Here is a 14,144-nt window from a genome sequence, read left to right as displayed (position 1 = left end):
TTCGCTCATCGCCCGAGGACCCTTCTGGCATCGCCGACCGCGTCGAGGCACTCGTCGAACTCGCCCTCGCCCTGCTCGCGCTCGGCCACGCGCAGGGCCTTTTTCAGCTTCGGCAGCGCCGCCTCGGGCGGGTTCTGCGCGAGCGCATCCCTGATCATGGCGATGCCGTCCGCGCAGGCGGCCTTGTCGTCGGCCAGCGCCGGCGTGCTCAAGAGGAGGCTGGCGAGAAGAAGCGTCCGCATCATTCCACCGTGCGTCATTTCACAGTGATCGTGCCGGCGACGCCCTTCGACTCCAGGCCGCGGGCCTCCCAGGTGTACTTGCCCGGCTTGATCGCCACGAACTCGATCGCGATCTCGCCCGGATCGTCGAACTCGAGGTGATCCGGCGGGCCGCCGCCGTGGATCTCCTTGTGCTCGATGACGATCTGGTTCCACCAGATGTAGCGGAAGAACTCGGTCGCGTAGAATTTGTACTCCTGGTGGCCCTTGGCGATGATCCGCAGCCGGTAGGCCTTGCCGGATTCGAGCTCGATGTCCTTGTTCTCGACGACGAAGTCGTTGCCCTCCTCGTTGCCGAGGACCAGGTCGGGCAGGGTCTCGCGCTTCTTGGTGAGATCGAGCGCGACGGCCGGGCCGGCCGCCAGGATCGCCGCCAGCCCCAGCGCCGCCCATCGAAGACCTCGTGTCATCCTGTTCCCCCCGCGCTGCCGTTCGCGGCAGTCGTGCTTGCGAAAACTCAGTTCGGCGAGATCGCCACGCCCCAGGGCAGCAGGCCGACCGGGATGCTCTTGACCACCTTCTCGGCCGCCACGTCGACCACCGAGACGTCGTTGGAGGTGCCGTTGGTGGAGAACAGCAGCGACTGGTCTGGCGTGAAGGCGAGCTGCCACACCCGCTGGCCCACCGGCAGGTACTTCTGCACGTCGTAGGTCTTGGCATCGATCACCGCGATGCGGTTGGCGGGCCCGAGGGCGACGAAGGCCTTGGTCCCGTCCTGGGTAATGCGGATGCCCACCGGCTGGATCGCCTCGTCGTTCACGCTCGGGATCTTGAAGGTGATCTTCTTCACCACGCGCCGCGCCGCCACGTCGATCACGCTGACCGTGCCGCCGACCTCGGCCGAGACCCAGAGGAACTTGCCGTCCGCCGTGAACTCGGCGAAGCGCGGACGGGCGTCGACCAGCACGTTGTCGATCACCTGGAAGGTCTTGGTGTCGATGAAGTGGGCCATGTTGGTGGTCTCGGAGGTGTTCACCAGGATCTTGCCGTCCGGCGACAGGCCCATGCCCTCCGGCTCGACGCCGACGGGGACCTCCGCGAGCACCTTGTTCTTCTCGATGTCGATGATCGTGACCTGGCTGTCGTCCTCGTTGGCGACGTAGAGCGGGTTGCCGCTGCGATCGAGGATGAACTGCTCGGGATCGGGGCCGGAGCGCAGCGAGCGCACCACCTTGCCGGTGGCGGTGTCGAGCACGTCGATGCGGTCGTCGTCGCTGGCGCAGACGAAGACTTCCTTGCCGTCCTTGCTCACGGTGATGCCGCGGGGGCGGCGCCCGACCTTCCAGGTCGCCGTCACCGCCATCGTCGCGGTGTCGATCACGCTGACCGAGTTGCCCTTCTCGTTGGAGACGTAGACCGTGTAGGCCTGCGCCGGCACCGACCCGAGCAGCGCCGCGCCGAGCGCGGCGAGCCCCAACCCTGCTCTCACGCAGCGGTCCATTCGCGATCCTCCCCCTGGCCTGGCGGCAAGCTTGGCACTCTGGCGGTGCCGAAATCCCGACGGACGACAGTGTAGTGCGTTTCGTGCCCGCGGCGAGGGCGACGGAACCGCGCTGCGGACTTCACGCGGCGGAACGCCGTCCTCGTGCGTCCCGGCGCGCTCACTGGAACTTGCAGGTCGTCTCGGGCAGGTCGGTCCCGAGGGTGTCGAGCGGCGTGCGCTGGTGCAGGAAGCCCTGCTCGGGCGCCACCGAGACCAGGGCCTTCGGCTGCACCACGATCAGCGGCTGGCGCAGCTGGTGGTCCCAGGGGCGGAAGCTCAGCGACACGCCCTTGTAGGCCGGCAGGCCGAAGGCCGGATCGCTCAGGTAGGCGGCCAGTGCCGCCGGGTCGGCGGTCTTGCGGGCGGCCCCGGCATCGCCGACGACGCGGATCGCGGCCCAGACCTGGTAGTCCAGCGGCCGCATCAGCCGGCCCGACAGGCGCCGGAAGCGGTTCTGCGCCTGAGCCGCGCCCCAGGTCTCCAGCACCGGCGACCAGGTGGTGGCGACGAGCCCCTGCGTGCCGCCGACGGGCCGCGGGTCGACGGTGCGATAGGGGACGTAGTCGCCCCAGTCGGCCTCCTCGTCGGCCACGATCGCCATGTCGTAGTCGAGCCCGCGGGTGAAGACCATCGCCTCGGCGCGGGTCGGCGTGTCGCCGCGCGCCTTGGCCAGCGGCCCGAAGGTCCAGGGCTTCTCCGCCGTGATCTTGAGAGCGAACTTCCTGGCCGAGTTGCGCATCGCGTCGGCATAGAGCTTGTCCGCATCGGTCGGGCCGACGATCAGGAACAGCTTCCGCCAGCGCATCACGGTGAGGTACTGCGCCAGCGCGTCGGTCTGCATCGCCCGGCTCGGGGCGACGTGGAACACGTTCCTGCGGCAATCGGCACCGCGCAGGCGGTCGTCGGGGGCCGCCGCGTTCAGGACCACGGCGCCCTTGCCGTCGGCGCGTGCCGCCTCCGAGACGGCGAGCACCTCGTCGGCCGGCAGCGCCAGGACGAGGAAGCGGATGCCCTTGCCGAGCAGCGCCTTCGCCGCGTCGACCGCGCTCGGGCCCCCCTCGGTGAGCGCGATCTCGTCGAGGGCGTAGCTCTGCTTGATGAAGCGGCCGGTGGTGTTGTTGTCGGCGATGGCCATTTTCGCGCCGGCCAGGCCCTCGTCCTCGGGCGCGGCCTCCGCGTCGTAGGAGGACGGCGCGGGCTGCGGCCGGTAGATCAGGCCGACATGGGTGGCGGCCGGTTCCGCGGGCGCGGCCGGCGCGGCGGCGGGCTCCTGGGCTGCCGCCGGGCCGGCCAGCGCCAGGGCGAGCAGCGCCGCAGCACCGAGGGAATGTGCAGGATCGTGCAGGATGGCGTGCAGGGAGGCGTGCATGGGGGCGGGACGTAACAGCATTCCGGGCGCGGACTCAAACGTTAAGCGCGCGCCGATCATTGCCAAAATTCCCCGCCGCGCGACCTTATGCCGGGATGCGGCCGGCGTTGCGGCCGGCGCCGATGCCTCCGACCGGAGTTCCGTCATGATCCTTCGCGGCACGATCTTTCGCGACGATGCCTTTCGCGCCTGCCGCCTCGCGGTTCCCCTCGCGCTTGCCGCCTGCCATCCGGGCGCGGCGGCGGCGGCCGAGCCGTCGAAGGCCGCGGTCTTCCCGGTCGAGCTGTTCGATCCGGGCGTCGTCGGCGGCCGCAAGGCCCGGCCCGACGAGGCGCGCAAGCTCGCGCTGGTCACCGACGAGCTGCGCGGCGCGCTCAAGGACAAGGGCGGCCTGGAGCCCGTCGATACCGCGCCGCAGGCGGCCGAGGTGAGCAAGCAGGGGCCGCTCTACAAGTGCGACGGCTGCGCCGCCCCGATCGCCAAGGCCCTGGGTGCGGATCTCGCCGTGACCGGCTATGTGGAGAAGGGGTCGGGCCAGATCTTCAACCTCAACGTCGTCATCGCCGACGCCGCCACCGGCAAGGTGGTGCGCGGCGGGCAGGTGGTGATCCGGGCCGACACCGACGACACCTGGACGCATGCCATGCGCTGGATCGTCAAGAACCGCCTGCTCGCCGAGCCCCTGCCCGGCAAGTCGTGATGTCGTCCGGCGCCCGCGCCGCCCCCGAGCCGTCCCCGTTCAGGTCGCCCGTGTCCGAGTCCGCACCTCCGTTTCCGACAAATCCCCTCCCCCGCCTCCTCGTCAGCGTCCGCGACGCCGCCGAGGCCGAGGCCGCGATCCGCGCCGGGGCCGACCTGATCGACGCCAAGGACCCGGAGAACGGGGCGCTCGGCGCCCTCCCCCCGGAGACCGTCCGCGCCATCGTCGCGCGCACCGCCGGCCGCGCCGCCACGAGCGCGGTCGCCGGCGAGCCGGCGGCGGCGGAGCGGCAGGCCGCGATCCGCGCCATGGCGGAGACCGGGGTCGGCTGGGTCAAGGTCGCGGTCCGCCCCGACTGGCTCGCCGATCCCGCCTCCCTTCGCGCGGCCGGCGCGGCCGCGCCTGGCCGCCTCGTCGCCGTGCTGTTCGCCGAGGACGACCCCGCGCCGGACTGCGCGCCGCGGCTCGCGGCGGCGGGCTTCATCGGCGCGATGATCGACACGGCGGTCAAGGACGGGCGCCGCCTGCCCGGCCTGATCGACGGGGCGCGCCTGGCCGCCTTCACCGCGGCGGCCCGTGCCGCCGGGCTGCTGTCGGGGCTCGCCGGGTCGCTGCGCGTCGGCGACATCCCCGGCCTCGCCGCCCACCGCCCGGACTATCTCGGCTTCCGCGGCGGCCTCTGCCGCGACGGCGACCGCCGCAACGCCCTCGACGCGCAGCGGATCGCCGAGGCCGTGCGGGCGCTCCGCCGGCCGGCCTCGCGAGACGCGGCGTGAGCGTGCACACCGTCGTCAAGGTCGGCGGCAGCCTCCGCGCCGACCCGGCGCGCCTCCAAGCGCTGCTCGCCGCGCTCGCCGACGGCGCCTTCGGCCCGTGCCTCGTCGTGCCGGGCGGCGGCGCCTTCGCCGACGCGGTGCGGCTCGACCAGGCGCGTCTCGGCTTCGACGACGCGGAGGCGCATCGCCGCGCGCTCGATGCGATGAGCCGGATGGCGGGGTGTTTCCACGCCATCGAGCCGCGCCTCCTTCCCTTCCCCCTCCCCCGCAAGGGGGGGAGGGAGAGCGCCGTATCGGCTATCTGGGACCCCATCGCCCTCCGCGCCGGCCATCCGGACATCCCGGAATCCTGGGACGTGACCTCCGACAGCCTCGCGCTCTGGGCGGCGACGCGGATCGAGGCCGCCCGCTGCATCCTGGTGAAGTCCGCCGACGCCCCGGCGGGCGCCGACGCGTGCGACCTCGCCCGGATCGGCCTCGTGGATGCCGCGTTCCCGGCCTTCGCCGGCCGCTACCGCGGCGCGGTCTCGATCCTCGGCCCCGCCGGCGCGCGGCCGGTCCACGCGCGGGCCGCCGCATGAGCGCCGCGCCCGAGCACCTGGTCTTCGTCACCGGCAAGCTCGCCCGCGCCCGGCTGGAGAAGGTCGCGAGCGCCCTGCCCCCGGAGCGGTTCGCCTGGAGCATCGCCGATTCCGGGGTGAAGGTCGCCGCGCTGATGACCGAGGAGATCATCAAGCGCCGCGTCACCCTCCCCGAGGGCGCCACCCGCATCATCCTGCCCGGGCGCTGCCGGGCGAACCCGGAGGCCTTGGCCGCGCATTTCGGCCTGCCGGTCGAGCGCGGCCCCGACGAGATCGTCGACCTGCCGGCCCATCTCGGGCTCGCCGGCCGCAAGGTCGACCTGTCGCGCCACGACCTGCGCATCTTCTCCGAGATCGTCGACGCCTCGAAGATGACGGCCGCCGAGGTGGTGGCCAAGGGCCTGGACCTGGCGCGCCGGGGCGCCGACGTGATCGACCTCGGCGGCCTGCCGGACACCGATTTCCCGCATCTCGAGGATTGCGTGCGCGGGCTGAAGGCGCAGGGCCTCAAGGTCAGCGTCGATTCCTTCTCGATCGACGAGCTGCGCCGGGGTGCGGCCGCCGGGGCCGACTTCCTGCTCAGCCTCAACGAGGAGACGCTGGACCTCGCCTTCGAGACGGATGCGGTGCCGATCCTGGTGCCGATGCGGCCCGACGACCTGCCCTCCCTCGACCGCGCGATCGCGCGGATGGTGGAGGCGGGGCGCCCGTTCATCGCCGACCCGATCCTCGAGCCGATCCATTTCGGCTTCGTCGACTCGATCGCGCGCTACCGCGCCACCCGCGCGCGCTGGCCCGACATCGCGATAATGATGGGCACCGGCAACCTCACGGAGCTGACGGAGGCCGACAGCCTTGGGATCACCGCGCTCCTCGTCGGGATGTGCTCGGAGCTGTCGATCGGCAATGTCCTGATCGTGCAGGTCTCGAACCACACCCGCCGCACGGTCGAGGAACACGATGCCGCGAGGCGGGTGATGTTCGCGGCCAAGGCCGACGCCGCGCTGCCGAAGGGCTACGGCCGGGCACTTCTGGCACTTCACGACAAGCGTCCCTTCGTGCAAACGCCCGACGAGATCGCGGCCCTGGCGGCGCAGGTCCGCGACCCGAACTACCGGATCGCGGTCGCCGAGGACGGGATCCACCTCTACAACCGCGACGTCCACAAGGTCGGCACCGACGCGATGGCCTTCTTCACCGACCTCGACGTCGCCAGCGACGGCGCCCACGCGTTCTACCTCGGGGGCGAGCTGACCAAGGCCGAGACCGCGTGGCGCTTAGGCAAGCGCTACGTGCAGGACGAGCCGCTCGACTGGGCCTGCGCCGCCGACGCCGAGGTCGAGGACACCACCGCCTTCAAGAAGGCCGGCCATACCAAGCATTCCGGCCCGGACGCGCCGCAGGGCGCGCGCGACGCGCAGGTTCCGGCCGAGGCCGGCGCCTCGGCGCCCCGCACCATCGCGCCGGACGCGGCCGCGGCCGAGGCGTCGGTGTCGGAAACGCCCCGGGCGCCCGCGCAAAAGCCCGTCTGCGGCAAGCTCGTGCCGGCCGGGGAGGCCTGAGCCGGTGCCGCTGATCCTCGAGACGATCGTCACGACGCTCTCGCGAGAGGGCGCCCTGCACCTCGTGCCCTTCGGCCTGATCGCGGAGGGCGACGACTACGTGCTGGCGCCGTTCCGGCCCTCGCCGACGATCCTCAACCTCGAGGCCAACCCCTGCTTCTGCGCCTCGAGCCCGCGCGACGTGCGGGTGATCGCCGGCGCGGTCACCGGGCGCCGGGACTGGCCGACGGTGGCGTGCGACCGCATCCCGGGCCGGCGCCTCGCCGACAGCTTCGGCCACGCCGAGTTCGAGGTCGCGGCGGTCGAGGCCGACCCGACCCGGCCGCGCTACCGCGGGCGCCAGGTCCACGCGGCGGCGCACGCCCCGTTCATCGGCTACAACCGGGCGCAGGCCGCGGTGCTGGAGGCGGCGATCCTCTCGACGCGGCTCCACATGCTGACGCCCGACAAGGTCATGGCCGAGATGCGCTATCTCGCCATCGCGATATCCAAGACGGCCGGCCCGCGCGAGCGGGAGGCCTGGGACTGGATCGAGGACAAGGTCGCCGCCCATCTCGGGACGGACGGCCGCATCCTCGCCGACACCGCCGCCGCACGAGACGGCGGATCAGGAGTGACACCCCCATGAGGATCGAGCTGCCCATGATGAGAAGACTGGCCCTCACGAGCGCCGTGGTGATCGCCGCGGTGGCGGCGACCACGGCCCAGGCCCACGGCCCGACCCGCAAGAAGGTCGAGGAGACCGTCGAGATCAACGCCAGCCCGGACAAGGTCTGGAAGGTGATCGGCAACTTCCAGGACATGAGCTGGCTGCCGCTGGTCGAGAAGACCGAGGGCAAGGAGGGCAACACCCCCGACAAGGCCACCCGCGTCCTCACGCTCAAGGGCGGCGCCACCGTCGAGGAGAGCCTGTACAAGTACTCCGCCGAAAAGATGAGCTACTCGTACCGGATCACCAAGGTCGACGTGAAGACCCTGCCGGTGAACGATTACTCGTCCACGCTCAAGGTCGAGGCGGACGGCGACGGCAAGTCGAAGGTGTCGTGGGACGGCGCGTTCTACCGCGGCTACATGAACAACGATCCGCCGCCCGAGCTGAACGACGAGGCCTCGCAGAAGGCCGTGCGCGGTCTCTACCGCACCGGTCTCGACGCGCTGAAGGCGCAGGTCGAGAAGGGCTCTTGAGCCGTTCGATCACATCGCGACGCGGAGGCCGGCTGCGCGCCGGCCTCTCGCTCGCCCTCGCCCTGTGGCTCGTGCCGCTCGCCGCGCGCGCCGCCGAGGCGGTGGTCACGGTGCAGGGCGACAACGCCGTCGACGTGATCGACCTCGAGGCCGGCACGATCCTGCAGCGCATCCCCGTCGCCGGCTCGCCCGCCGGCATCGCGCTCTCCCCCGATCGCAGGACCGCCTACGTGACCTGCCCAGACGCGCCGGGCATCGCCGTCGTCGACCTGACCGCGCGCAAGGTCGCGCAGGTCCTGGCCCTTCCGGGCGGCCCGCTCGGCATCGCGGTGAACCCGAGGAGCGGCGCCGTCTACGTCGCCGACTGGTACGCCAAGCGGGTGTTCGTGCTGGTGCCGGGTGAGGCGGGCCTCAGGCTCGACGGCGAGATCGCGGTCGGGGCCTCGCCGTCGGGCATCGCGGTGACGCCGGACGGCGCGACGCTGCTGGTGGCCAACCGCGAGGCGGACACGGTCTCGGTGGTCGACGCCGCGACCCGCCGCGAGACCGGGACGATCGCCGTCGGCCACCATCCCTTCGGCATCACCCTCGATGCGCAAGCCAAGCGCGCCTACACCGCCAACGTCACCGGCGACGACGTGTCGGTGATCGACCTCGCCGCGGCGCGCGAGGTCGGCCGGGTGAAGACCGGCCAGCGCCCCTACGTTATTGCCCTGACGGGGGAGCGCGGCTTCGTCACCGACCAGTATTCCGGCACCGTCACGGTGTTCGATCCTGCCACCCTCGCCCCCGTGACCCGGATCGAGGTCGGCGACCACCCCGAGGGCATCGCCGCCACCGCCGACGGGCGCTCGGTGATCGTCGCCAACTGGGGCTCGAACACGCTCTCGGTCATCGACGCGCGGACGCTGACGGTGACCCGCGAGATCAAGACCGACGACAGCCCGCGGGCGTTCGGGGATTTTCTGCGCTGACGTCGCGCCGGGCGGAAGCCTGACGTGGCGCGGGTCCCTTCCCCCAGGGGGAGGACAGGATGAGGGGCGTGCGTTTTCCGGAGCGGTCACGCCCCTCACCCCAACCCTCTCCCCGTGGATGAGGGCGTGGTCCCGCGGTCGATCACGCCGCCTCGGGCGGCTCGCCGTCCTCCGGGCCCTCCGGCGCGTGCAGCATGTCCTCCAGCTCGTCGATCAGCCGGTCGATCTGGTCGGGCGTCGCCAGCACCTTGACGGTCTCGCCGTCCTCGGTGGCGAGCGCGAGCTCGATATGCGGGCCGACCCGGGCGGTGAGGACGCGGGCGAGGATCTTCAGGGCGCTCATCGGTCTTCCTTCGAAACCAGCGTGTCGGCGGAGAGCAGCGCGACGGCGAGCGCCGGGCCGCAGGTGGAGGCCCAGTCTGGCCGGCCGGCGATGCGATCCGCCAGCACCTCGGTGAAGGGCAGGCAGCGCCGGCCGAGGCGCCGGGCGAGGGCGTCGGCCAGGAAGGCGCCCGCGCCGCAGGCGATCACGGGGGCCGTGGCCGGGATATCGGGGCGCGAGAGCAGGGTGGCGGCCGCGTCGTGGAGCAGGCGCAGCTGCGCCTCGGCGAAGTGGCCGGCAAGCGCCCGCCAGTCCTCGTCCGTCCCCTCCCCGCGGTCGCGGCCGATCATCCGGGCGAGCCGCGTCTCGCTTTCGGGCACCGACTTGCCCTTGCCGTCGCCGCTCGCCTGCTGGTCGGCGCCCTCGGGAAGGTCGCCGGTGATGCGGTGGACGTCGGCCGCGTGCGCGAAGGTCTCGGACATCAGCCGGGTGCGGCGGCCCCGGAACGGCGCATGGTCGGAAAGCGCCAGCAGCGGCGTGCGCACGACGCCGGTATAGACGAGCTCCCCCGTCTCCAGCCGCTCGGCGTCGCTGTAGCCGGCGGCGGCGGCGCGGCCTCCGACGATCGGGATCAGGTCGGCGGTGGTCGAGCCGACGTCGACGAGCAGCGCGTCGGGCACGTGCCGCCAGAGCAGGGCCGCGGTGGCGTGCCAGTTCGCCGAGGCGATCTCCGCGGCGTTCGGCTCCGCATCCCGCGGCGCGACGAAGCCGGCGCGCCCGGCATAGATCGCGACCTCGCCGGCCAGGTGCGTCGCCGCCCAGCCCGCGAGCTGCGCGACGCCGTCCGTCCGGTCGGCGAAGCAGTCGGTGAGCTCGCCGGTCATCGTCACGGCGTGCGCCGCCTCCCCCCGCGCCCAGTCGGGCAGCCCGGCGAAGGTGGCGTCGAGGGCGGGCAGCCCGCGCCAGAGCGGGCACGGCGCCTGGACCACCGCGCGGACGATGCCGCCCTCGACCAGCGCCGCCTTGACGTGCACCCCGCCGAGATCCCATCCGATCGTCCTGGCAGGGCGGGGAAGCGGATGCGCGGCGGGCAAGGGCGATCTCACTGATGGGCGACGCAGAGGGCGAGGGCGCGACGACGCCGTTCGCGGTGATTCCGGTGATCGACCTGCGCCACGGGCGGGTGGTGCGGGCACGCGCCGGCGAGCGACAGAGCTATGCCCCGATCGAGACCCCGTTGGCAAAGGGCTCGGCGCCGGCCGACATCGCCCGCGGCCTCCTCGCCGCGGTCCCGGCGCGGACGCTCTACGTCGCCGACCTCGACGCGATCGTCGATCGTGCCCCGCCCGACCTCGGGGCGCTGGCGGCGATCGCGCGGGCCTGCCCCGGCATCGGCCTCTGGGTCGATGCGGGCTTCGCCGAGGCGGCGACGGTCGAGGCCTTCCTCGCCGCCGGGCTCGGCCGCCCCGTGATCGGCAGCGAGAGCCAGGCCGACGAGGGCCTCGTCGTCCGCCTCGGCGACCGGGCCGTGCTCTCGCTCGACAGCCGCGGCCCGAGCCGGCTCGGGCCGCCCGGCCTGCATGCGGATGCCCGCCACTGGCCGCCGGAGGTGATCGTGATGACGCTCGCCCGCATCGGCGTCGGATCGGGGCCGGACCTCGCCGGGCTGGAAGCCGCCGCGCGCCTGGCGCCCGGCCGCCGGATCTACGCCGCCGGCGGCGTGCGCGGCCCGGACGACCTCGCCGCGCTCCGTCGCGCCGGGGTCGCGGGCGCCCTGGTCGCGTCGGCGATCCATGACGGCGCCCTCCGCGCCGGGGACCTGCCCTGAACCTTCCGGCCGTGGCACGCCGCTGCTAGGGTGCCGGCAGGCACCGAGCGAAACGCGACAGACGGCAAGACCAATGGAAAAATTCACCACCCTGGAGGGCGTCGCGGCGCCCATGCGGATCATCAACGTCGACACCGACCGGATCATCCCGAAGCAGTACCTCAAGACGATCAAGCGCACCGGCCTCGGCAAGGGGCTGTTCGCCGAGATGCGCTACCGGGACGACGGCTCGGAGAACCCGGACTTCGTGCTCAACCAGCCGGCCTACCGCAACGCCAGGATCCTGGTGGCGGGCGACAATTTCGGCTGCGGCTCGTCGCGCGAGCACGCGCCCTGGGCGCTGACCGATTTCGGCATCCGCTGCGTGATCTCGACGAGCTTCGCCGACATCTTCTTCAACAACTGCGCCAAGAACGGCATCCTGGCGATCGTGGTCTCTCCGGAAGACCTCGAGAAGCTGTTCGAGGATGCCGAGCGCGGCGCCAACGCCACCCTCTCGGTCGACCTCGAAGCGCAGACCATCCGGGGCCCGGACGGCGGCACGCTGCACTTCGACATCGATCCCGGCCGCAAGGAGAGCCTGCTCAACGGCCTCGACGAGATCGGCCTGACCCTCAAGCGCGCCCCGAAGATCGACGCCTACGAGGACAAGCTGGCCGCGCGCGGCTGGGCGTGAGCGCGGCCGGACCGCGGGGGAGCGTCCGCACCGCGATCCGGCCTTAAGCCTGCGTTAACCGTTCCCTCATCAGGCTCCGGCGCCCCGGACACCATGCGAGCGACGACGATGCGGCGAGACTCCTGGCAGCGATCCTCCCGCAGGCCGATCCTGCCGTGGCTCGCCCTCGCCTGCCTCACGGCGACCGGCGCGCGGGCCGATTTCCAATCCTGCCTCGCCGGCCTGCAGCAGCAGGCGGCGGCGCAGGGCGTGTCGGTGCAGGCGTTCCGCAGCGCCACCGACGGGATCAGCTTCGACGACAAGGTGATCGAGCTCTCCCAGGCGCAGCCCGAGTTCAAGACGCCGATCTGGGACTACATGGCGGCCCTGGTCGACGACGAGCGCGTCGACGACGGCAAGGCGGCGATGCGCCAGTACGGGCAGGCCCTGGCGCAGGCCGAGGCCCGCTACGGCGTCGACCGCTTCACCATCGCCGCGGTCTGGGGCGTGGAATCGAACTTCGGCAAGAACCTCGGCAAGATGCCGCTGGTGCAGTCGCTGGCGACGCTGGCCTGCTCCGGCAACCGCCGCCGCGACTTCTTCCGCGGCGAGCTGATGGCGACGCTGAAGATCATCGACCGCGGCGACATCGAGCCCGGCCGCCTCACCGGCTCCTGGGCCGGCGCCTTCGGCCAGACCCAGTTCATGCCGACGACCTACCAGCGCCTCGCCGTCGACCTCGACGGCGACGGCCGCCGCGACGTGGTCGACTCGGTGCCCGACGCCGTCGGCTCGACCGCGAACTTCCTGCACGTCGCCAAGTGGTCGAACGGCCAGGGCTGGGGCTACGAGGTCAAGCTGCCGGCCGGCTTCAACGCCGGGGCCGCGGGGCGGAAGAACAAGAAGCCGGTCGGCCACTGGGCCGCGCTCGGCGTCAAGCGCATCGACGGGCGCCCGCTCTCCGCCGAGGGTCCCGTCGGCATCATGATCCCGGCCGGGATCGAGGGGCCCGCCTTCCTCGTCACCAGGAACTTCGACGCGATCTACTCCTACAACGCCGCCGAATCCTACGGGCTCGCCATCGCCGTGCTCTCCGACCGCCTGCGCGGCCGGCCCGGCATCCAGGCGGAGTGGCCGACCGACGACCCGCCGCTGTCGAGGGCCGAGCGCCGCGACCTCCAGGCCCGGCTGACGGCGCGCGGCTACGACGTCGGCGAGCCGGACGGCAAGGTCGGCGCCAAGACCCGCGACGCGATCAAGGAGATCGAGCGCAGCCTCGGCATGCCGCAGACCGGCCGTCCGGGCGCGAAGGTGCTGGAAGCGTTGCGCCGGTGAGCCGGCGCCTGATCGGCTCGGGCTCGCCGTTCGAGGCCGCCTACGGCTATTCGCGCGCGGTCGTGACGGGCGGCTTCGTGTTCGTCGCCGGCACCACCGGCTACGATTACGCGACGATGACGATGCCGGAGGAGGCCGCGGCGCAGGCCGAGGCGTGCTGGCGCACCATCGCATCGGTGCTCGCCGAGGCCGGATCCGGCCTGGAGCGCATCGTGCGGGCGACCTACTACGTCACCGATCTGGCGGATGCCGAGGCGGTGCTCGCGGTCTGCGGCCGCGTGCTGGCCCAGGTCCGGCCGGCCGCGACGCTCCTCGTCGTCGCCGGCCTGCTGCGCCCCGAGATGAAGCTCGAGATCGAGGTCACGGCGACCTTAGGGTGAGACGGTTGCGCCGCCCGATCAGTAGGGCGTCCCGTAATACGGCCGGCGGACCGGGCGGTAGCGGTCCTGGACGGGACGGCCATAGCCGTCGCCGTACGCCCCGAGATAGGGATCGAGCCGCGGATCGCGGTAGTTGCCGTTGTTGACGCCGGCCGAGCGGTCGTTGCCGTTCAGTGCCGCGTAGGGCGAGAGGCCGCTGCCGCTGTCGCTGCCACCGCCTCCACCGCCGCCGCGCGCGAGCACGGCGCCGGTCGAGCCGATGATGAGGCCTGCCGCCAGCACGGCCCGAACCGTCTTCCGCGTCGTCGTCTTGACTGCCATCGTCGCCTCCCGATCTCGCTGCGTGCCGGATCCAGGCGAAAAACCGGTCGCGGCGACGCGAGGTTCCCGAGGGCCGGGGGCGGCGAAAGCGCCGACCTTTGCTCCGCCACCGGTCGTCGACGCGGCAGGGCCCGTCGCCCGGGATTCGAGCAGACCCCGATGACCCCCGGCGGCGACGGCGGGACGAGATGGCGTCGGGGCGAGCCGATGGCTCAGCCCGGCCACCGGGGCCTGCGCCGGACGACGCCTAGTGCCGGTAGCGTTCGGCGAGGGCCATGAGGGCTCCTGCGAGCTCGGTGAGGTTGGCCGAGGCCGCCTCGACCTCGCGGGTGCCGGCGGCGGTCTGCTGGCTCGCCTGGCGGATGTTCTGCAGGGCGCCCATCACCTGCTCG

Annotated in this window: 18 protein-coding genes; 11 read left to right on the top strand and 7 right to left on the bottom strand. The window is 72.5% G+C overall.

Annotation, left to right across the window (positions count from 1 at the left end):
• Window positions 1–5 precede the first annotated feature (5 nt).
• From MKK55_RS28000 to MKK55_RS27985, 4 genes are all read right to left on the bottom strand, one after another.
• A complete protein-coding gene (locus MKK55_RS28000; RefSeq protein ID WP_147728365.1) occupies window positions 6–242 on the bottom strand; it encodes a hypothetical protein in 237 nt (78 codons plus the stop codon).
• Between the two features lie 14 nt (window positions 243–256).
• Complete coding sequence (locus MKK55_RS27995; protein ID WP_243938963.1) at window positions 257–691, bottom strand: hypothetical protein; 435 nt, start codon at window positions 689–691, stop codon at window positions 257–259.
• A gap of 47 nt (window positions 692–738) precedes the next feature.
• Window positions 739–1,722 (bottom strand): YVTN family beta-propeller repeat protein, encoded by a 984-nt coding sequence (locus tag MKK55_RS27990; protein WP_147728361.1) that lies wholly within the window; start codon window positions 1,720–1,722, stop codon window positions 739–741.
• Window positions 1,723–1,882: 160 nt separating this feature from the next.
• Window positions 1,883–3,133: an ABC transporter substrate-binding protein gene (locus MKK55_RS27985; protein ID WP_243938961.1), complete on the bottom strand. Its 1,251-nt coding sequence runs from the start codon at window positions 3,131–3,133 to the stop codon at window positions 1,883–1,885.
• Window positions 3,134–3,278: 145 nt separating this feature from the next.
• Here MKK55_RS27985 and MKK55_RS27980 point away from each other — a divergent pair, with 145 nt between their 5' ends.
• The 7 genes from MKK55_RS27980 to MKK55_RS27950 are packed head-to-tail and all read left to right on the top strand — an operon-like array spanning window position 3,279 to window position 8,911.
• Window positions 3,279–3,833, top strand: a complete 555-nt coding sequence (locus tag MKK55_RS27980) for a DUF3280 domain-containing protein (RefSeq protein ID WP_243938959.1) — start codon at window positions 3,279–3,281, stop codon at window positions 3,831–3,833.
• 50 nt (window positions 3,834–3,883) lie between these two features.
• Window positions 3,884–4,609 (top strand): (5-formylfuran-3-yl)methyl phosphate synthase, encoded by a 726-nt coding sequence (locus tag MKK55_RS27975; protein WP_243938958.1) that lies wholly within the window; start codon window positions 3,884–3,886, stop codon window positions 4,607–4,609.
• Between the two features lie 2 nt (window positions 4,610–4,611).
• Window positions 4,612–5,190, top strand: a complete 579-nt coding sequence (locus MKK55_RS27970; protein WP_147859783.1) for a uridylate kinase — start codon at window positions 4,612–4,614, stop codon at window positions 5,188–5,190.
• Window positions 5,187–6,752 carry a DUF6513 domain-containing protein gene (locus MKK55_RS27965; RefSeq protein WP_243938956.1) on the top strand — a complete coding sequence of 522 codons (1,566 nt, stop codon included), beginning with the start codon at window positions 5,187–5,189 and terminating at the stop codon, window positions 6,750–6,752. Before MKK55_RS27970 ends, MKK55_RS27965 begins: the two co-directional genes overlap by 4 nt.
• A 4-nt stretch (window positions 6,753–6,756) precedes the next feature.
• Window positions 6,757–7,380 carry a DUF447 domain-containing protein gene (locus tag MKK55_RS27960; protein WP_147729340.1) on the top strand — a complete coding sequence of 208 codons (624 nt, stop codon included), beginning with the start codon at window positions 6,757–6,759 and terminating at the stop codon, window positions 7,378–7,380.
• Between the two features lie 17 nt (window positions 7,381–7,397).
• Window positions 7,398–7,937 carry an SRPBCC family protein gene (locus MKK55_RS27955; RefSeq protein WP_243938988.1) on the top strand — a complete coding sequence of 180 codons (540 nt, stop codon included), beginning with the start codon at window positions 7,398–7,400 and terminating at the stop codon, window positions 7,935–7,937.
• Between the two features lie 32 nt (window positions 7,938–7,969).
• A complete protein-coding gene (locus MKK55_RS27950) occupies window positions 7,970–8,911 on the top strand; it encodes a YncE family protein (RefSeq protein ID WP_243939016.1) in 942 nt (313 codons plus the stop codon).
• A 142-nt stretch (window positions 8,912–9,053) separates the two neighbouring features.
• On the opposite strand, the gene MKK55_RS27945 is transcribed toward MKK55_RS27950, so the two are convergent.
• The gene (locus MKK55_RS27945) at window positions 9,054–9,254 is read right to left on the bottom strand and encodes a hypothetical protein (RefSeq protein WP_147729338.1); all 201 of its coding nucleotides are present in this window, start codon (window positions 9,252–9,254) and stop codon (window positions 9,054–9,056) included.
• Window positions 9,251–10,327, bottom strand: coding sequence for a hydantoinase/oxoprolinase family protein (locus tag MKK55_RS27940; protein WP_279596397.1), 1,077 nt, complete (start codon window positions 10,325–10,327; stop codon window positions 9,251–9,253). The genes MKK55_RS27945 and MKK55_RS27940 overlap by 4 nt, the downstream gene beginning before the upstream one ends.
• Window positions 10,328–10,341: 14 nt before the next feature.
• On the opposite strand from MKK55_RS27940, the gene MKK55_RS27935 reads away from it, so the two are divergent.
• The 4 genes from MKK55_RS27935 to MKK55_RS27920 all read left to right on the top strand — a co-directional run bounded on the left by MKK55_RS27935 (window position 10,342) and on the right by MKK55_RS27920 (window position 13,431).
• Complete coding sequence (locus tag MKK55_RS27935; RefSeq protein WP_243938952.1) at window positions 10,342–11,061, top strand: HisA/HisF-related TIM barrel protein; 720 nt, start codon at window positions 10,342–10,344, stop codon at window positions 11,059–11,061.
• A 73-nt stretch (window positions 11,062–11,134) separates the two neighbouring features.
• Entirely contained in the window at window positions 11,135–11,737 is a 603-nt protein-coding gene (leuD, locus tag MKK55_RS27930; RefSeq protein ID WP_147729235.1) for a 3-isopropylmalate dehydratase small subunit, read from the top strand.
• Between the two features lie 108 nt (window positions 11,738–11,845).
• Window positions 11,846–13,051 carry a lytic murein transglycosylase gene (locus MKK55_RS27925; protein ID WP_243938951.1) on the top strand — a complete coding sequence of 402 codons (1,206 nt, stop codon included), beginning with the start codon at window positions 11,846–11,848 and terminating at the stop codon, window positions 13,049–13,051.
• Window positions 13,048–13,431, top strand: coding sequence for a RidA family protein (locus tag MKK55_RS27920; protein WP_243938949.1), 384 nt, complete (start codon window positions 13,048–13,050; stop codon window positions 13,429–13,431). The genes MKK55_RS27925 and MKK55_RS27920 overlap by 4 nt, the downstream gene beginning before the upstream one ends.
• 18 nt (window positions 13,432–13,449) lie before the next feature.
• Here the strand turns inward: MKK55_RS27920 and MKK55_RS27915 are convergent, their stop codons facing one another.
• Window positions 13,450–13,752, bottom strand: a complete 303-nt coding sequence (locus MKK55_RS27915) for a hypothetical protein (protein WP_147729232.1) — start codon at window positions 13,750–13,752, stop codon at window positions 13,450–13,452.
• Window positions 13,753–14,144: the final 392 nt, after the last annotated feature.

Source organism: Methylobacterium sp. J-059 (assembly GCF_022829485.1).
In the GTDB taxonomy this organism is placed as follows: Bacteria; Pseudomonadota; Alphaproteobacteria; order Rhizobiales; family Beijerinckiaceae; genus Methylobacterium.
The sequence above is the reverse complement of the archived record's forward strand: the minus strand, read 5'-3'. Positions and strand labels throughout refer to the sequence as shown.